16 protein-coding genes and 1 tRNA gene are annotated in these 17,321 nt (G+C 62.3%); 12 read left to right on the top strand and 5 right to left on the bottom strand.

Features of this window, described 5'->3' with window-relative positions; genetic code table 11:
• Positions 1-5: 5 nt before the first annotated feature.
• Complete coding sequence (locus tag LDH74_RS05050) at positions 6-2,222, bottom strand: PAS domain S-box protein (protein WP_226041438.1); 2,217 nt, start codon at positions 2,220-2,222, stop codon at positions 6-8.
• A gap of 509 nt (positions 2,223-2,731) precedes the next feature.
• On the opposite strand from LDH74_RS05050, the gene LDH74_RS05045 reads away from it, so the two are divergent.
• The 5 genes from LDH74_RS05045 to LDH74_RS05025 all read left to right on the top strand — a co-directional run bounded on the left by LDH74_RS05045 (position 2,732) and on the right by LDH74_RS05025 (position 6,259).
• Positions 2,732-2,929 carry a hypothetical protein gene (locus LDH74_RS05045; RefSeq protein ID WP_226041437.1) on the top strand — a complete coding sequence of 66 codons (198 nt, stop codon included), beginning with the start codon at positions 2,732-2,734 and terminating at the stop codon, positions 2,927-2,929.
• Positions 2,930-3,463: 534 nt separating this feature from the next.
• Positions 3,464-4,108, top strand: a complete 645-nt coding sequence (locus LDH74_RS05040; protein WP_226041436.1) for a helix-turn-helix domain-containing protein — start codon at positions 3,464-3,466, stop codon at positions 4,106-4,108.
• A 75-nt stretch (positions 4,109-4,183) separates the two neighbouring features.
• The gene (locus LDH74_RS05035) at positions 4,184-4,576 is read left to right on the top strand and encodes a HalOD1 output domain-containing protein (RefSeq protein WP_226041435.1); all 393 of its coding nucleotides are present in this window, start codon (positions 4,184-4,186) and stop codon (positions 4,574-4,576) included.
• Positions 4,577-5,132: 556 nt separating this feature from the next.
• Positions 5,133-5,303: a hypothetical protein gene (locus tag LDH74_RS05030; RefSeq protein WP_226041434.1), complete on the top strand. Its 171-nt coding sequence runs from the start codon at positions 5,133-5,135 to the stop codon at positions 5,301-5,303.
• Positions 5,304-5,704: 401 nt separating this feature from the next.
• On the top strand, positions 5,705-6,259 hold the full coding sequence (locus LDH74_RS05025; protein WP_226041433.1) for a DoxX family protein: 555 nt from the start codon (positions 5,705-5,707) through the stop codon (positions 6,257-6,259).
• 164 nt (positions 6,260-6,423) lie between these two features.
• On the opposite strand, the gene mct is transcribed toward LDH74_RS05025, so the two are convergent.
• Positions 6,424-7,599 (bottom strand): succinyl-CoA:mesaconate CoA-transferase, encoded by a 1,176-nt coding sequence (mct, locus tag LDH74_RS05020; RefSeq protein WP_226041432.1) that lies wholly within the window; start codon positions 7,597-7,599, stop codon positions 6,424-6,426.
• Positions 7,600-7,761: 162 nt separating this feature from the next.
• Between mct and glmS the strand changes: the two genes are divergently transcribed.
• The 7 genes from glmS to LDH74_RS04985 all read left to right on the top strand — a co-directional run bounded on the left by glmS (position 7,762) and on the right by LDH74_RS04985 (position 15,238).
• Complete coding sequence (gene glmS, locus LDH74_RS05015) at positions 7,762-8,217, top strand: methylaspartate mutase subunit S (RefSeq protein WP_226041431.1); 456 nt, start codon at positions 7,762-7,764, stop codon at positions 8,215-8,217.
• Between the two features lie 8 nt (positions 8,218-8,225).
• On the top strand, positions 8,226-9,665 hold the full coding sequence (locus LDH74_RS05010) for a methylaspartate mutase subunit E (protein ID WP_226041430.1): 1,440 nt from the start codon (positions 8,226-8,228) through the stop codon (positions 9,663-9,665).
• Complete coding sequence (locus LDH74_RS05005) at positions 9,662-10,945, top strand: methylaspartate ammonia-lyase (RefSeq protein WP_226041429.1); 1,284 nt, start codon at positions 9,662-9,664, stop codon at positions 10,943-10,945. The genes LDH74_RS05010 and LDH74_RS05005 overlap by 4 nt, the downstream gene beginning before the upstream one ends.
• Positions 10,938-12,005 carry a 2-methylfumaryl-CoA hydratase gene (gene mch / locus LDH74_RS05000; protein ID WP_226041428.1) on the top strand — a complete coding sequence of 356 codons (1,068 nt, stop codon included), beginning with the start codon at positions 10,938-10,940 and terminating at the stop codon, positions 12,003-12,005. Before LDH74_RS05005 ends, mch begins: the two co-directional genes overlap by 8 nt.
• A gap of 54 nt (positions 12,006-12,059) precedes the next feature.
• A complete protein-coding gene (citE, locus tag LDH74_RS04995) occupies positions 12,060-13,103 on the top strand; it encodes an L-malyl-CoA/beta-methylmalyl-CoA lyase (RefSeq protein ID WP_226041427.1) in 1,044 nt (347 codons plus the stop codon).
• Positions 13,104-13,369: 266 nt separating this feature from the next.
• The gene (locus LDH74_RS04990; protein WP_226041426.1) at positions 13,370-14,782 is read left to right on the top strand and encodes an SLC13 family permease; all 1,413 of its coding nucleotides are present in this window, start codon (positions 13,370-13,372) and stop codon (positions 14,780-14,782) included.
• A gap of 186 nt (positions 14,783-14,968) precedes the next feature.
• Positions 14,969-15,238, top strand: a complete 270-nt coding sequence (locus LDH74_RS04985; RefSeq protein ID WP_226041425.1) for a hypothetical protein — start codon at positions 14,969-14,971, stop codon at positions 15,236-15,238.
• Positions 15,239-15,634: 396 nt separating this feature from the next.
• Here the strand turns inward: LDH74_RS04985 and LDH74_RS04980 are convergent, their stop codons facing one another.
• The 3 genes from LDH74_RS04980 to LDH74_RS04970 form a co-directional block, all read right to left on the bottom strand.
• Entirely contained in the window at positions 15,635-16,630 is a 996-nt protein-coding gene (locus tag LDH74_RS04980; protein WP_226041424.1) for a hypothetical protein, read from the bottom strand.
• Positions 16,623-16,820, bottom strand: a complete 198-nt coding sequence (locus LDH74_RS04975) for a DUF4177 domain-containing protein (protein ID WP_226041423.1) — start codon at positions 16,818-16,820, stop codon at positions 16,623-16,625. Before LDH74_RS04975 ends, LDH74_RS04980 begins: the two co-directional genes overlap by 8 nt.
• Before the next feature lie 398 nt (positions 16,821-17,218).
• Positions 17,219-17,302, bottom strand: a tRNA-Ser gene (locus LDH74_RS04970).
• Between the last annotated feature and the right edge of the window lie 19 nt (positions 17,303-17,321).

Raw genomic sequence — 17,321 nt, 5'->3', positions numbered from 1 at the left:
AAGGATTACTCTCCGTCGCCGTCGGCTCGTCGCCGATCCGCCCGCTCGACGCCGGTCAGTTCGAACCGCGTCCCGCCGTCGTCCCCGTCCGTGACGGTCACGGTCCAGCCGTGGGCCTCGGCGATCCGGTCGACGATCGAGAGTCCGAAGCCGGTCCCACCCTCGGCGCTCGAGTAGCCGCTCTCGAAGACACGGTCGCGTTCGTCCGCCGGGATACCGAGGCCGTCGTCCACGATGGAGAAGCCGCTGCCAGCCGCTTCTCCGAGGTCGTCGACGGTGATCGTGACGCGCTGGCCGCCGTGTTCGACCGCATTGCGGATCAGATTCTCCAGGAGTTGTGCGAGTCGAGCCCGGTCGGCGCGAACGACGGCGTCCGTCTCGATTCGTAACGCGGCGTTGGCCGTCTCGACGTGGTTCCAGCAGTCCTCGGCGAGCGCCGCGAGGTCGACCGATTCGACGTCCAGCGACGGATCGCGTTCCCGTGCGACCGTCAAGATGTTCTCGATCAGGACCGACATCCGGTCGTGCGCCCACGCGACGGCCTCGAGGTCATCGACGGCGCAGTCACAGGTCTCGCGGGCCATCTCGAGTCGCCCCTGCGCGATGTTCAGTGGGTTCCGGAGATCGTGGGAGACGATGCCGGCGAAGCGATCGAGTCGTTCGTTCTGCGCTTTCAGTTCGCGCTCGCGCGCTTTGCGCTCGGTTATATCGCGCAAGACGCCGACGGTTCCCTGGATGCGGCCGTCCTCGTTCCGTGGGAGAAGTGCGATATGGTTTTCGTTGGGCACGCGTTCGCCGTCCGCCGTGATCGTCTCCATTTCGAACGAAGCGTGTTCGCGGCCGTCCGACTGTATCAGTGCACGAATCTCCGCCTCGGCGGTGGCGATATCCTCGTCGCCCATGATGATCGAGACGTGTTCGCCGACCAGTTCCTCGGGCCGGTACCCCGTCGTCGTCACCTCGGCGTTGATCGGCGGGACGACCTTTGTGACGTACCCCTCGTCGTCGAGCGCGTACACCTCGTCGGGGATCGTCTCGAGGATCGTCTCGTCGCGCTCGAGTTCCCGTTCGCGGGCCGTGCGCTCGGTGATATCACGAACAACGCCGGCGACGCCGCGGTACCGGCCGTCCTCGAGGGGCAGTAGAGAGAGGTGATCCTCGCATCGGATCGGTTCGCCGTCGCTCGTTTCGACGGTGATCTCGTAGGTGCGCTTGCGTTCAGCCGTCTCATCGGAGAGCAGCGATCGGACGCAGTCGGTGCCGCGTTCGACGGACGGCTCATCGAGCAGGAACGAGACGTGTTGGCCGACGATTTCGTCCTTCTCGTAGCCGGTCATTTCGGCGTAGGCGTCGTTGACGAACGCGTACCGGCCCGCGGAATCGACCGTGTAGACGGGATCGCCGAGAGCGCCGATAATCGTCTCGTAGCGCTCGAGATCGCGCTCGCGTTCCTTTTTGTCCGTTACGTCCTGGACCGTACAGATCAGATCGCCGTCGCCGGTCGTCGACAGCGAGTGGGCTTCGACGAAGGTGCTGCCGTCCGCCCGGAGGCCCGTCGTCTCGCCGCACCAGTCGCCCTCGGCATTCACCGTCGGGATGATCACGTCGCGGACGTGCTCGGTCTCGTCGTCCGGATACAATCGGTCCCAGTGCTCGCCGATCAGGTCGGCGGGCTCGTAGCCGTAGAGATCAGCGTACGCCCGATTGACGTAGACGAATCGGCCGTCGGCGTCGAGCAGGCTAATACCTTCCCGTGCGGTTTCGATGGCGCGGAGCTGGCGTTGTTGTTGTTGCGGGCGGCTTCGCGTCGTCTCGACGGCGTTCATAACCCGCTCGGCGATGGCAGCGCGGCCGTCCGCCGAGTCGTCTTTCCGGACGTAGTCCGTGACCCCGGCCGAAATCGCCTCGCTGGCGATCGCCTCCGAGCCCACCCCCGTAAACAGAATAAACGGCAGCTCCTCGTCCCGCGCCCGAACGGCATCCAGTAACGCGAGGCCGTCCATATCGGGCAGGTCGTACTCCGAGACGACGCAGTCGATCGCCGTCTCAGCCAGGCGGTCGAGGGCCTCGCTCGCGGTGGTCACAGTGAGCGTTTCGATGGCGATGTCCGCCCGCTCGTGGAACGCGGTCATCGCTGCATCCGTCTGCCCGTTGTCCACGTACAGGACGCAGATCGACCCCATCGAGACGCTCCCGTGGGGGGACTCGTCTCGAGTGCACATACCCCACTACTCGGGTCACGAGAGGGATATACATTTGGGCCCGGTCCGATTGCGGCTGTCGCGCTCCCCCTCGAGTGCGGGCGCAGCCGCCGGCTGAGACGATCCAGCGGTCGGTATCGTCGGCTAAAGTTGTCGGCGACGGTCGAGCGGTTCGGGCCACCCCGCCCGCGAGCGGTCGTCGCAATTCGTCCGGCCGTTCGATGCCGCTCGTCAGCGGTGCTGGGCTTCGAGGACAGGTTCGCACTCGAGGCCGAGATCTATTCCGATCGAGTAACAGTAGATATAAGTCACGACAGGTCAACAATCCAAACGGAAGCCACTCATAGAGAACAGGGGCTGCATCGAAATGCCCCGGGTGAAGCAAGCACCCGAGACGTGGCTTCCAAGCCGGAAGGCTTCGAAAGCCATGATTACGTTGATTCTACCGGGATATAAACATCCCGCACGACAACAGAACCACCCGACTCAAGTACTGTCGATTCTGCACGGACGATCGATGGGGGGTCGCGATGAGTCGTAACACCGGGGAGAGCGATGGTGGCTCATCGCCGCGTCTCGAGGAGAGCGACGGCAACCTATCGTCGCGCCCCGATTGCCCGCGCTGCGGTACCCCGGTCGGTTTCGTCACCGTCACCGGCCCGCTGACGGCGTCGGCCAGTCCCTGTGGCTGTTCGGTGCCGCCGAACCTCGTCCAGCGCGACGAGTAGCTCGGGACTCGAGCCTCGACGATCGACAGGTCGGTCGGCGGGTCCGATCGAAATCACCGCACACCACCCGTCGACATCGCTCGCTGGCCGGCCGGTTCGGAACCGGGGCCTCGAGTCCGGGTACCGATAGACGCGGCCTATCGGAATCCTGGTTCGCAGTTCAGGCTCGTTCGTCGTAGATCGTAGCGCGGTTCCCTCATCGAGAATGCGCTGTGAAACCGGCGGTAAGTACAGGTGAAGTTGTTACCACGACCGCTGGGATGCAATCAGGCGCATTTATATCTATAGCTTGTTATGTAACTGCGTGCGTATTCTACGGGCAGATGCACGATCCGGCTACTCGATGAGAGTCAGTCACTCATATTATCACATCCTAATTGCATCGGGGAGAAATTGAATAAATCTCATTTCCGTAGTCTACCCAGCCGCCTGTTGAGATGAATATCTCATGGACACATGGAGTAATATACCTCTGAACGCCGTCATACAGTGCTGGAGATGCCCGGTCGTGTGGACGTTGGAGAGAACGTATAAATGGCGACCGTAGCTGAATTCACGTTGGCAGCCGATGAGTTTCCCCTGGGAACCGTGTTTGCGACATTACCAGATGTAACCGTTCAACTTGAACGGGTTATCCCGGATACAAACGGCGTCGTCCCATATTTTTGGGTGCGAGGGACGGAAAGTGATACGATCGTAAAGCAGTTCTCGGATCATCCCGGCGTACGAGATATTCGTGTCGTCGATAGCACTGATGGCGAGACTCTTATGCGATGTGCATGGGTTCCAGAGTATGATGGCGTACTCGACGCGCTAATCACTCCAGAAGTGGTTCTGTTATCGGCTATCGGGACTGAGAAGCAATGGACGTTTGAGCTTCGCGGTGAAAGTCGAAAGGCGATTGCGGAGTTCCGCGAATACTGCCACGACCACGGTATCCCAGTCAGTTTGACAGAACTCCACGCACTCCGCCCGCTCGATGTGAAGCAGAACCTCACGGACTCACAACGTGATGCGCTTATTCTGGCGTATGAACGTGGGTACTTCGATTCGCCGCGGGGTACGACATTGAAGGAGATCGCCGATGACCTTGAAATTTCACAGCAGGCACTCGGTGCTCGATTGCGACGTGGCAACCGCCGTCTCATAGAACAAACGCTGACCGAATTCCGTCCGTAAACGAACGACGCTTAAATACTCCATTGTGCAGGAAACGGCCAGAGTCACCTCGGTTAAGCGATTAAAGATGAAGTGATGACTGACACTGACTCCCAATCTCCGGATAGCCGAAAAGCTCTCGAGGTATCACTGCTAGAACAATCAGGAACTTTCGACGTCGAAGAAGACTACTGTGAGCTCGAGTCGGTTGAATACGACGCCGATGAAGGGGTTTATCGAGCGATTTATCGCTTCAATGACGCGTCCCCGAGTATCGCCGTTGTAAATGCAGTTGCGGCCGTCTCTAATATGGATCCACTCAATATGGAACCGCTATATTCGACAGTTGATCCGGATGCACTTGATTCAGTTACCACGCCATCAGAGACTACTGGAGATGATTTTCGCGTCGTGTTCGAGTTTCACGACTGCGAAGTCGCGGTAAGCAGCACTGGCAGTCTCAAAGTTCAGATACCGGAGTCCAAGTAGTCCGACACACGCCGAAGAAGAGCGCACGAACGCGCTATTTCGCTCACTGAGGATCGAATCCACTACTCTACACAAAATCCGCAGCACGTGTGCACACGCACTTATCGAACCGTCGGCTCATACTGGTACCGTGCGGTGGCGCGCGTTGGAGATCACGTCCGAGCGATGCGATGGGCGGACGAAGTGAGTGCATCGCAAAGCGAGCGAGGACCGATCGATGCCTCGTACGATACCACCGTCGCGCTCTCGAGCGGACTCGAGCGTCGGTGGTTCGGGGTTCAGGGTGGCTCGAGGCGGACTCTCTTTCTCCGCAGTAACAATAGATATAAGTCACAATAGGTCAACAATCCAAACGGAAGCCAGTCTCTAAACGCACGAGCGAGGGGCTGCATCGAAATGCCCCGGGTGCTGGAACCACCCGAGACGTGGCTTCCAAAGCGGAACGCTTCGGTTGCCATGATTGCGTTCATTCTACCGGGATATAAACGTCCCGCACGACCGTCGAATCGCCCGACACGAGTAGCGTCCTCGCCGCACCGACCGAGGCGCGGTCGCGATGGATAGCCCTTCGGACGCGAGCGACGACGACGAGTCGCCGTTCCCCGACTGTCCGCGCTGTGGCGACCCCGTGTTGTTCTCGACCGCCACCGGGCCCTACACCGGCTCCGTCGCTCCCTGCGGCTGTTCGGTCCCGCCGGACCTCTTTCCGAGCCTTCGCGAGGAGTAGGTCGGGGGGACTCGAGCCCCGACGATCAGCCGGCCGGTCGGCGGGTCCGATCGAACCACCACACACCACCTGCCGACATCACTCGTCGGGCGGCCGGTTCGGAACCGGGGACTCGAGTGTATCCAATCTTTGCGAGCCAAATGCTTTTACGAATTGTCCGGCAACCCCATGATACCTGCCACCTCGAATCGTCACAGTAAGAAACTGCTGGTAGCGGGGGCCACTCGAGTCGCCGCCCCACGATGACGGAGTCGGTCCCCGACTGGATTCCGGTAGCTGACGCTCGAGCGCCACCGCATCGTTCGGGACGGTGAAGTCGTGACCGCTGCACGACGACGGCTCACGACTCAGAATCTGTAACGGGAGGGAGGTTTAACAACCATTCCTGTGATATAAACCTGATGTCAACTCGAGAAATAGAACTTCGAAGTACGGTCGGCGGGCTCACGGCGGAAGGGAAACTCCACACGCTGAGCGTGTGGTTCATTCTTGCACTCCGGCTGATGATTGGACTCGCGTTTTTCCAGAGCGGCGCCGACAAGGTCCTCTCGGGCGAGTTCTCCGCGAGCGGCTATCTACAGAACGCACCGGCGGCGAACGGCAGTCCCGTCGCGGACCTCTTCGTTTCGATGGGGAACATACCCTGGTTCGTCGACTTCGTTAACATCGCCGTGCCGTGGGGCGAGGTCCTCATCGGACTCGGGGTGCTCCTCGGTACGATGACTCGACTCGCGGCGTTCTTCGGCGCGTTCATGATGTTGCTGTTCTATCTCGGGAACTGGGACGTCACCCACGGATACATCAACGGCGACTTCGCGTACATGCTCGTGTTCCTCTCCGTTGCCGCCTTCGGCGCCGGCCGAATATTCGGACTCGATCGGTACATCGAATCGTACGAGATCGACGGACAGCCCCTCGTCGAGCGGTATCCGCGGATTCGGTACCTCCTCGGATAACGCCGGTCCCGGACACCACGCCACGGACGACGGCGAACATTAGTGGTTAATTCAACTCGAGTCGCCGAGCGACGGGTGTCGGTACGAGTCGGTGCGCCGGATGCAAACGAGACACCAGAAAGGCAGACCGTACCGTCGCAAACGGAACCGGAGAAGGTTCGTCCTCAGTCGTCGGCCGTCTCGGCGTCGGCGTCCTCGCCCAGCAGTTCCTCGCGGTGCTCGTCGAGCAGCGGCGCGCGACCGCGGGGCTCGGGATTCGTCTCGCTCATCTTGATTGGGTTGCCCGCGATCTCGACGTCCCTGTCGGCGCCGGGCTGTTCGACCGGCACGAGCATATCCCGCGCGTAAACGTGCGGATCGTCGAAGATCTCCTCGGTCGTCTGCACCGGGGCGGCGGGGACGCGACCCTCGAGCTTGCCGACGAGTTCGTCGTTGGTCAGATCGGCGGCCCACTCGGCGAGTTCGGCGCGGAGCGCGTCGCGGTTCTCGAGTCGCTCCGGCGTCGTCGGGTACGCCTCGGCGAGGTCCTCGCGGTCCATCACGTCGCAGAGTTCCGCCCAGTGGTTGTTGTTGAACGCGGCGATGACGGCGTAGCCGTCGTCGGTCTCGAATGCGTTGTAGGGAAAGAGCGTGGGGTGGGAGTTGCCCCGACGGGTGGGGGCCTCGCCCGTGTACGACTGCTGGTAGACGGCGCGCTCGGTGAAGCTGAGCATCGAGTCGTACATGGCGGTGTCGACGTACTGACCCTCGCCGGTCTGCTCGCGGTGGTTGACCGCCGCCAGAATGCCGATGCAGTTCAGCGTCGCCGTAAAGAGGTCGCCGACGCCGGGCCCGGTCTTCGTCGGCGGGCCGTCGGGTTGGCCGGTGGTCTCCATGACGCCGCCCAGCGCCTGCGCGATGAGGTCGAAGGAGGGCTGGCCCTGCCGCTCCGTCTCGCCGGTCCGCGGGTCGCCGAAGCCGCGGATCGAGGAGTAGATGAGATCGGGGTTGTGCTCTTTGAGCGTCTCGTAGCCCAGATCGTACTTCTCCATCGTCCCCGAGCGGTAGTTCTCGACGACGACGTCGGCCTCCTCGACGAGCGAGAGGAAGTCCGCGCGGTCCTCGTCGTCGCCGAGGTTCAGTTCGATGCTCTTCTTGCCGCGGTTGACGCTCTGGAAGTAGCCCCCGTAGGCTTCTTCTTCGGGATCGTCGACGAACGGCGGGTTCGAGCGGATCATGTCGCCGCCGGGTCGTTCGATCTTGACGACGTCCGCGCCCAGGTCCGCGAGCAACATCGTACAGTACGGCCCGGCGAGCACCTGGGTCAGATCCACGACGCGAAGGTTCGAGAGTGCTCCCATGTCTGTACGCCTCCTTTCCAAACCAGTACCAAAACCCTTACCATCGATCATGTAGTTGTTTCCCGGTACCACCTGCCATGTGAATACCAGCCATAGAGACGCTGTTAGGATCCTTAAGGAATATTATCATGGAAGATCATTAGGTTTATAGGCCGGTCCATCATGGTTTCGAGTACGATGTCCCAAACGGTCGTCCTCGGCGTGATCGGCTCCGATGCCCACGTCGTTGGCATCACAATCTTAGAGCAAGCCTTCAGTGCAGCCGGCTTCGATGTCGTGAACCTCGGCGTCCAGACCTCTCAGGAGGACTTTGCCGAGGCCGCAGTAGCGCACGACGCGGAGGCCGTACTGGTCTCCTCGCTCTACGGCCACGCCGAGCAGGACTGCCAGGGATTCCACAGCGTCCTCGAGGACGCGGACGTCGACGCGGTCAGCTACATCGGCGGCAACCTCGCCGTCGGACAGGACGAGTTCGAACAGACCCGGAAAACGTTCCGGGAGCTCGGATTCGACCGCGTCTTCGATTCCGAAACCGATCCCGAAGACGCGATCGCCGCGCTCCGCGAAGATCTCCAGATCAAACCGACGGAGTCGGAACGGGCGACTATCAGTTCGTAGATGTCTAGATGATACGAGACGAACGCATTCCATCCGACGAGCTACGGCGTATCGACGAAGAGATCCGATCCGGCTGGCACACGGGCGAAGACGTCGACTTCGAGGACGCAATCGCGTACCACGAGTCGCTGCCCGACCACAAGCGATTCGCCGACGTCCTCGAGTCAGCCGACAAACCCCTTCTCCAGCCGCGAGCCGGGGTGCCCCGGCTCGACGACCAGATCGAACTCCTGCGATACCTCCTCGAGGAGGGCCAGGCGGATCTCCTCCCGACCACGATCGACTCGTACACGCGTGACAACGAATACGAGAAGGCCCAGCAGGGCCTCGACAAGGCCCTCGAGACGGGCGACGACACCCTGAACGGCTTCCCGGCCGTCAATCACGGAGTCGACGGCTGTCGCGAACTGATCGACGCGGTCGACGCGCCGATCGAGGTGCGCCACGGCACCCCGGACGCCCGGCTGCTCGCGGCGATCACCTTTGCCGGCGGTTTCCAGAGCTTCGAGGGGGGCCCGATCTCCTACAACATTCCGTACACGAAACGCCACGGCCTCGAGGAGACCATCGAGAAGTGGCAGTTCGTCGACCGGCTGGCGGGAGCCTACACCGAACGCGGCGTGCGGATCAACCGCGAGCCGTTCGGGCCGCTCACCGGTACCCTCGTCCCGCCCTCGATCGCGATCGCGATCATGCTCGTCGAGGGGAAGTTAGCGGCGACCCAGGGCGTGCGCTCGATCACGCTCGGCTACGGTCAGGTCGGCAACATCGTCCAGGACGTTGCCGCCCTGCACGCGCTCAAGAAGCTGGGCAACGAGTATCTGCCCGACGAGGTCGTCGTGACCACCGTCTTCCACGAGTGGATGGGCGGCTTCCCGCCGGACGAGGCCCGCGCGAACGGCGTCATCAGCTTCGGCGGCATGACCGCCGCCATCGCCCAGCCGGACAAGGTCATCACCAAGTCGCCCCAGGAGTTCCAGGGGGTGCCGACCATGGAGGCCAACTCGGCCGGCCTGCGCACGACGCGCCAGGTCATCGACATGGCGATCGAACAGCAGATCGACATCGACGGCATCGAAGAGGAACAGGACCTCATCGAGCGCGAAACCCGCTGTCTGATGGACACCATCTTCGAGCACGGCGACGGCGACGTCGTCCAGGGAACGCTCAAGGCCTTCGACTCCGGTGCGCTCGACGTCCCCTTCGCACCCAGCGACAGCGCGGCAGGTGCCGTCCTGCCCGCGCGAGACGACGACGGTCGCGTCCGCATCTTCGAGTGGGCCGACCTCGAGATGGACGAGGACATCAAGGAGATTCACCGCGCCCGACTGTCCCAGCGCGCGGACACCGAAGGGCGCGAGCAGTCGTTCCGGATGGTCGCGGACGACGTCGACGCGATCAGCGATGGCAAGCTCATCGGCCGACCGCAGGGTGACGCATCACCATGAACATTACAGGAATATACGCAACGCCCGGCTACTCCGGGTTCTTCTTCGACGACCAGCGCGCGATCAAGCAAGGAGCGGAACACGACGGCTTCACCTACGAGGGCGAGCCGGTCACCGACGGCTTCGACGAGATTCGCCAGGCCGGCGAAACGATCATCGTCGACATCGAACTCGCCGACGGCACCGTGGTCCGAGGCGACTGCGCCGCGGTCCAGTACTCCGGTGCCGGCGGGCGCGACCCGCTGTTCAAAGCCGAGGAGTACGCCCCCGTCATCGAGGGCCCCGTCGCCGACGAACTCGAGGGCCGAGATGCGACCGAGTTCCTCGACAACGCGGAGCTGCTCGAGGAGTTGCAGGTGGATGGCGACCGACTCCACACGGCGATCCGCTACGGCGTCTCGCAGGCGCTTCTCGCCGCGGCTGCTGAAGCCGAGAAGACGACGCAGACGGACGTCATGGCAGACGCGCTGGGTACCGAGCCCGCGACGGAGCCGGTGCCGGTCTTCGGCCAGTCCGGCGACGACCGCTACAACAACACGGAGAAGATGTTCGTCAAGGGCGTCCCGGTCCTGCCCCACGCGCTGATCAACAGCGTCGAGAAGATCGGCGAGAACGGCGAGGTCCTCCTCGAGTACGTCGAATGGCTCGTCGAGCGCTCTCAGGAACTGGGCCCCGAGGGGTACGAGCCCCGCTTCCACATCGACGTCTACGGCATGATCGGCGAGATCTTCGGCGCACCCTACGATCGCGACGAAGTGGTCGACTACTTCGCCGCGCTCGAGGAAGCCGCGGCCCCCTACCCGATTCAGATCGAGGGGCCGATGGACGTCGGCGACCGGGCCGACCAGATCGACGCGATGGTCGAACTCCGCGAGGGGCTCGACGCTGCCAACGTCGGCGTCGACATCGTGGCCGACGAGTGGTGTAACACCTTCGAGGACGTGCAGGCGTTCGTCGACGCGGGCGCGGCAGACCTCGTGCAGGTCAAAACGCCCGACCTGGGCGGGATCCACCGCAGCGGACAGGCGGTCCGCTACTGCGATGGGACAGATACCCGCGCCTACCTCGGAGGCACCTGTAACGAGACGGAGACCTCCGCACGCGCCTGCGCTCACGTCGCGCTCGCGACGAACGCCGCGCAGGTGCTCGCGAAGCCCGGCATGGGCTTCGACGAGGGCTATATGATCGTCGAAAACGAGATGCGACGGACGGTCGCTCGACGCAAACGAGAACAGTTACCAACTGACGCGGAGACGGACGAGGTGACTGCAGATGACTGATTGGACCGATCCGGACACGTTCGCACAGGTACTCGAGGATGTCGAGACCAAGGAGAAGGGTAACTGCTTCGAGGACTTCGAGGAGGGGGACGTCATCGAACACGACCCCGGCCTCACGCTCACCCAGTTCGGCAACGAGTCCTGGATGAGCCAGACCCTGAACCACGACCCCGCCTACTGGCGGCGCGACGCCGCCGCGGAACGCGGCTTCGACGAACCGCCGGTTCACCCGGACTATCTCACCGCAGCCACCCTCGGCATCACCGTCGAAGATCTCAGCGAGAAGGGCGGCTACTTCCTCGGACGTACCGACGTCCGGTTCCCCACTGCCCCGGTCTACACGGGCACCGAACTCCACGTTGAGAGCGAGGTCGTCAACCGCGCGACCTCGAGTTCCCGACCCGAGTACGGCATCGTCTCCTGGCGCACCCGCGGGAAAGACGCCGAAACCGGCGACGTGCTCTGTTCCTACGAGCGGACGAACATGATCCCGCGCCGGGAACCCCTCGCGACGGACGGAAGCGGTGCCGCAACCGCCGAGGACGACGCCGACGACGGCCCCGAACTCCCCGAGGAGTTCATCGCGCCCGAGGGCGGCTACTTCGAGGACTTCGTCGACGCCCTCGAGGAAGCCGACGGCGAGAACGCCGCCGTCGCTTATCGCCACGAGCGCGGCCGGACGCAGGACGACGTGACCGTCGCCTCGCTACCGCTTTCGACGCTCAACACGGCTAAACAGCACCACAACGTCGACGTGATGAGCGACTCGCCGTCGGGCAGTATCGTCACCTACGGCGACGTGACTCGATCGACCGCGCTGGGCCACGCCCGCTCGGACGAAGAAACGTGGCGCGAGGTCGGCTTCGACGACGAATCGTTCCACACGTTCGTCGCCGTCGGCGACACCGTCTACGCCTTCACGCGTGTTCTCGAGGCCGAGGCGGACGCCTCGAGCGACGAGGCGGGCACCGTCACCTTCGAGCACATTGCGTTCAACCAGGACGACGAACCCGTCTACTCCGGGACCCGAACCGCGGAGATTCGAAAGCGTTCTAACTAACACGAACGACCATCATAAACGCCCGCAGACAACCGCGAATTCAGACAGATACACATGACTGACGACATCCGACTCTGCCGTACGTTCCAGACCGCACCGGCCGCCGTTCCGAAAGACGACTCGGCGAAGTACCTCGTCTCCGCCCTCGAGGCGGAGGGGTTCCAGGCCCCCGACTGGCTCGTCCCCGACATGGAAGACGGGACGGCACCGGACATGAAAGCCGAGGGCCTCGAGAACACCATCGAGAAGGTTCCCCAGTACGACTTCCCCGGCGAGATCTGGCCCCGCGTCGAGTGGAGCTACGAGGACGAGGAGTACTGTGACAAGGGGCGCAACCAGATCGATCGCCTCGTCGGCGAAATCGGCGACGAGATCGACGGCGTCGTCGTCCCCAAGGTCGGCCGCCTCGAGGACGTCAAGCGCGCCGCCGAGGTCGTCGCCGAAGCCGAGGCCGAACACGGCTACGACGACGGCTCGATCGGCCTCTCGATCATCATCGAGACCGGCCGCGCGCGCTCCGATCTGCGCGAAATTTCCAAGTTCGGCGAGGACTCCCGGCTCACCGCGCTCGTCTTCGGGCCCGTCGACTACGCCGCCGAACTCGGCGGTCGCGACCTCGGCGACGGCATGCCCCGCTGGGACGGCCTGCTCGAAGCCCTCTCGAACGAGTCCAGCGCCGCGGGCCTGCTCTCGATCGGCGGCCCCTTCGACGACCTGTTCAAGGAGCGTGCTGGCTTAACCTACTACAACGCGGACGCCTACGCGGATCAGGTCGAACACGAGGCCCAGCTCGGTCTCGACGGCTCCTGGTCGCTGTACCCCAAGCAGACGATTCAGGCCAACACCGTCCACATGCCCACGCCCGAGGAACTCGAGCGCGACGTCCACAAGATCGAGCGCTTCAACGAGGCCAAGCGCGAGGGCACCGGCGCGGTCACCATCGACGGCCAGATGGTCGACGAGGCCACCTTCAAGAACTTCCGCAACACGGTCCAGCAGGTCCGTGCGATCGACGGCATTCGACCCGCACAGACCGAGGACTACTACGACGCGGAGCTACTCGATCGAGCGCGCGAACTCGAACTGTCGTATCGCTGAGGGGCGCGTGAGCGCCTGAACCGGGTAACTGACTGAGTTCGATTTTTCCTTCGGAGAATCGTCGGCTGCCGTTTTCCGCTGCCCCGCAGGCGAGAGACGAGGCTCAGAGAGCGCTTCCAGCGAGCGCTGGATGCGCCGGTAGACCGTCTCACCGACGCATCGAACGCCACGCACGGTATTCAGTTATTGGGTGGCAATCTGCTGATAATTATTTACTATCTTCGTAAGTACTAACAACGGCAATATATTCCATACGAGCCACACCTATGGCGTACGTGCCGCTACAGGCGGTCGAGTTCGCGCATAGCCCGTTGATCACGTTCATCGTCGGTCTCGTCGCAGTCGTCGCGTTGCTGGTGTGGCTCGACCTCCCGGCGTTCATCGGATTGATTATCGCGGCGTTCACCGTCGGCGTCGTCAACACGGTCTTCGTCGCCGACTTCAGCGCGGCCGATGCCGGCTCTCGAGTTGCGACCGCGTTCGGAGAGAACATGGCTGGAATCGGGATCCCGATCCTGATGGCAGCAGTCATCGGCAAATCGATGCTCGAGAGCGGGGCGGCCCAGCGGATCATCCGGGGCTTTCAGAACATCCTCGGCGAGTCCAACTCGGACATCTCCCTGCTCGGGAGCAGTTCCTTCCTGGCCGTGCCCGTCTTCTTCGACAGCGTCTTCTACCTCATGGCGCCCCTCGCACGCTCGATGCGCGCCCGCGTGGGTCGGGATTATACATTGTTCATCGTCGTCGTGGGAGCCGGTGCGGCGACGACGCACGTCTTCGTCCCTCCGACGCCGGGACCGCTGGCCGTCGCAGCGGAGTTGGGGACGGATCTGGGAGCAACGATCGCCATCGGAATCGCGACCGCGATCCCGGCGGCGATCCTCGCCGGGCTCGTCTACGGCCGGTGGATCAACGCCAGGCTCGACATCCCGCTTCGCGACACGATGTCGACGACGACCGAGGAGCTAGAGGACGTCGCCGAGAAGCCGACCAGCGCCCTGCCGGGCATGCTCGAGGCCTCGGCACCGATCATCCTGGCGGTCGTCCTCATCGCGTCACTGACCGTCGTCGACGGGTTCGGAGACGTCGTGCCGTCGCTCGAAACCATTCGACCGGTCGCCGCCTTCCTCGGGAACAAGAACGTCGCGCTCACGGTCGCCGCCCTCGCCGCGGCGTACTCCTTCATGCGACACAACGACCTCTCCCGTGACGAGTGGGCCGACGAACTCACGGAAGCGCTGAAAAGCGGCGGGAACATTGCGGCCATCACCGCCGCCGGCGGCGCGTTCGGGGCCCTCCTCGCGGCCTCGGGGATCGGGAGCTATCTCGCAGGCGGCCTCCAGGACATCGGTATCGGCCTGCTGGTCACCGCCTGGCTCATCGCCGCGATCGTTCGTATCGCACAGGGCTCGGCGACGGCCGCGATGCTGACGGCCGCCGGGATCATGGCACCCCTTACCGGCCAGCTCGAGGTCCACACCGCCTACCTCGTGATGGCGATCGGTGCGGGCGCCAACATCTTCTCGTGGTACAACGACTCCGGCTTCTGGCTGGTGAAGGAAATCGGCGGGCTCACGCTGGGCGAGACGCTCCAGACGTGGACCGTCCTGACGACGATTATCTCCGTCTCCGGGCTACTCACGAGCTTACTACTCTCGACGATCTTCCCGTTCGCATAACTCCGGAGCGGATTCTGGAATTTCGTCATCGGAGAGCTGGAACGCGCCGGCCAGGGGCCGGCAACAGTTCGAAAGAGACGGTATTCACCCTGACCCCAATACGTTTACCTAGACTACAGTGCGTCCGTCCGTCGCTCACGGAGACAGATATTTATGGTATGGTAACATGGACCGATGTGTATCGCTATGAAACCGTGCCACAGCTGTCAGGCGGTCATCGACGAGTACCTCTTGGATAAACAACTCGAACCCCTGCGCGACCTCACAGTTGACGACTTCAATGTCTGCGCGGACTGTGCGACTATCGTTGCGGATGCGTGCATAAAATGCGGCAGCGCGGTGTACGTCCCTCGAAGCGAATCCGTCACCCCCGATTACTGCCCAGCGTGTCGTGCCGACCTCATCGACCGCACCGGTCACGATCCCGGCTGGAATTGTGACCTGACGTCTCCCTGAACGGCATCCCACCCCTCAGACGATATTTCTCCGGACAGCCGCCCAACAGGCAGCTAGCGTTATCGGGAAATGTATTCGAGGCTCTGGTGAATCACTAGACTGCGTCGACTTCTATGGGTTAGAGATAGGTTCTTGAAGCGCTACTTGGGGACGGTTCTAACCACGACCTTGAAAGACTCCATGAGAAGAGAGCGATTAGCTCAATCATCGTCCCTCCAAGATCTCACAACCCCACGCCGTATGACGATTCACCAAATCCCTTTTTCCAACCCCATCCAACTGAACTCACTGTTAGATAACTGGATATTCGGAGCGTGCTTCGTGCGTTCGAACTCCGAGCCCCTTCGCGGACTACGTAGGCGACCTGCGTAGTACGCGTTCGAATCTGGTAGTCGGTTAGCTAAGCATGAGCGGTCCCATTGAGAGAGTCTGTTTGGCGAGCGTCGCGAGCCGCAGGATGTAGGATGTGAACAGGAGAAATGGCAGCACTGAGATGGCAAACGCGGCGCTAACAACCCAGAGAACGCTCTCGATGCCGAGGAACGTGCCGGAGAACGTTGTCAGGTCGACGAAGACGACCATCCCCCCAGAGACGGTGAGTGCAATCACTGCGGCGTACAGGATGGCTCGTGAGAGTTTCACCAGCGCCCACTGGATGTAGAGATCCTTGATGTATTCGCGGACCACCCCGTACATCGTGAGCGCCTCGAGCAAATCTCTGAACGCGCTTCGTTCCTCGTCGGTGAGGGAGTCTTCGTACTCCATCCCGAGCCGGCGAACGTTGTGTATCTTCCGATCGTAGTTGTAATCGAGCGCGGGCGAGACGACGCCGAAGGTGCCGAAATCCGCGTCTTCGAGGTGGTTGCGTGCGTGGTCGGCGTTCTCCAACAGGTCGTCGACGTACTCGTCCACCTTCTTGTAGACCTCCTGGTTTTCAGTCTCGGAGAGTGTGTCTCGCAGTGTCCTCGCTCGCTGTTCGCTCGTTTCGATAAGCGCATGGAGGTAGGCCGCTGGGTCGGCGGGCGTCGTCATCCCGAGGAGGGTGTCGGTGTTCTGGCGGAAATCCACCGTCGTGTCCATCCGACTACGCTGGCTCCCGAGCGAACCGATCTCCTGGGAGAGGACGAGCTGATTGATCGAGACGACGAGCGTCGTTCCCGTGATGATCGCGCCGACGAGACCGGCGAATACCGTCTCGACCATGTCGCTCGACTGCATGGTCGAGTGCAACGACACCGGCTTCATCACGCCCCAGGTCATGAACACGAGGAAGATCAGTAAAGCGAGCCCACCGGCGACGACCCACCGGTTGGCTCCGATTAGCAACCAGAACCAGTACTTGTTGACGTCCGTCCGCTCACGTAGCGTGTCGTCCGTCGAGAGCTCACTCATGAGAGACTGGGCGTTTGAACAGCAGTAGTTTCGTGCCGCCACGGTCGTAGCTGATCGTCTCTGCGAGTTCCCAGCCCTCTGCACCGAGGCGGTTGAGTTCGTCAGTTGGATCGACCGTCTCTCGCTTGGTCAATCCCTTTGGCGGCTCGAGTGTCTTGTATTCCCATTGCTGGTGCGTTTCGGTACCCATGAGTTGTTTTCGGCTCTCACGGTGATGACTCTGCTGACAGGTGTTTCCCGTCGTGTAATGATTGAGAACCGAGCAGTGTGCTCGTGCGTCGTCTATCGCAATCATGATCGAGATTATCCCTGGGTCGCCAGTGCTGCGTTCGCCACCTCAAACCGACCGATTCTCCGGTTTACTTCGCGCATCCTGCGGCTCACGACCCTCGCCAAACAGACTCTCCGATGGGACCGCTCATCCTCAACTGAGTCGACTCTGGTATTCGAGACTCGGGACGAGAACAATAGAGTACGGTGGGGATGGGATTTGAACCACGGTCGTTCCACTCCCTGATTCAAATCCCACCGTTTCGTTTTCCGCTCTAGAGACTCCTCACTACGTTCGTCGTATTCTCTCACGGAAAACGGTGGGGATGGGATTTGAACCCATGAGGCTTGGAGGCCACCTGCTCTCAAGGCAGGCGCGTTAGGCCGCTCTGCCACCCCACCTCGCTCTCCGTTTTACCGC

It is taken from the genome of Natrinema sp. DC36, assembly GCF_020405225.1.
In the GTDB taxonomy this organism is placed as follows: Archaea; Halobacteriota; Halobacteria; order Halobacteriales; family Natrialbaceae; genus Natrinema.
Note: the sequence above shows the minus strand (reverse complement) of the source record. Positions and strands in the feature narration are given on the sequence as shown.

Coding starts and splice junctions, on each gene's coding strand:
- LDH74_RS05050 (WP_226041438.1), bottom strand. CDS start 2,222: ATGTGCACTCGAGACGAGTCCCCCCACGGGAGCGTCTCGATGGGGTCG.
- LDH74_RS05045 (WP_226041437.1), top strand. CDS start 2,732: ATGAGTCGTAACACCGGGGAGAGCGATGGTGGCTCATCGCCGCGTCTC.
- LDH74_RS05040 (WP_226041436.1), top strand. CDS start 3,464: ATGGCGACCGTAGCTGAATTCACGTTGGCAGCCGATGAGTTTCCCCTG.
- LDH74_RS05035 (WP_226041435.1), top strand. CDS start 4,184: ATGACTGACACTGACTCCCAATCTCCGGATAGCCGAAAAGCTCTCGAG.
- LDH74_RS05030 (WP_226041434.1), top strand. CDS start 5,133: ATGGATAGCCCTTCGGACGCGAGCGACGACGACGAGTCGCCGTTCCCC.
- LDH74_RS05025 (WP_226041433.1), top strand. CDS start 5,705: ATGTCAACTCGAGAAATAGAACTTCGAAGTACGGTCGGCGGGCTCACG.
- mct (WP_226041432.1), bottom strand. CDS start 7,599: ATGGGAGCACTCTCGAACCTTCGCGTCGTGGATCTGACCCAGGTGCTC.
- glmS (WP_226041431.1), top strand. CDS start 7,762: ATGGTTTCGAGTACGATGTCCCAAACGGTCGTCCTCGGCGTGATCGGC.
- LDH74_RS05010 (WP_226041430.1), top strand. CDS start 8,226: ATGATACGAGACGAACGCATTCCATCCGACGAGCTACGGCGTATCGAC.
- LDH74_RS05005 (WP_226041429.1), top strand. CDS start 9,662: ATGAACATTACAGGAATATACGCAACGCCCGGCTACTCCGGGTTCTTC.
- mch (WP_226041428.1), top strand. CDS start 10,938: ATGACTGATTGGACCGATCCGGACACGTTCGCACAGGTACTCGAGGAT.
- citE (WP_226041427.1), top strand. CDS start 12,060: ATGACTGACGACATCCGACTCTGCCGTACGTTCCAGACCGCACCGGCC.
- LDH74_RS04990 (WP_226041426.1), top strand. CDS start 13,370: ATGGCGTACGTGCCGCTACAGGCGGTCGAGTTCGCGCATAGCCCGTTG.
- LDH74_RS04985 (WP_226041425.1), top strand. CDS start 14,969: ATGAAACCGTGCCACAGCTGTCAGGCGGTCATCGACGAGTACCTCTTG.
- LDH74_RS04980 (WP_226041424.1), bottom strand. CDS start 16,630: ATGAGTGAGCTCTCGACGGACGACACGCTACGTGAGCGGACGGACGTC.
- LDH74_RS04975 (WP_226041423.1), bottom strand. CDS start 16,820: ATGGGTACCGAAACGCACCAGCAATGGGAATACAAGACACTCGAGCCG.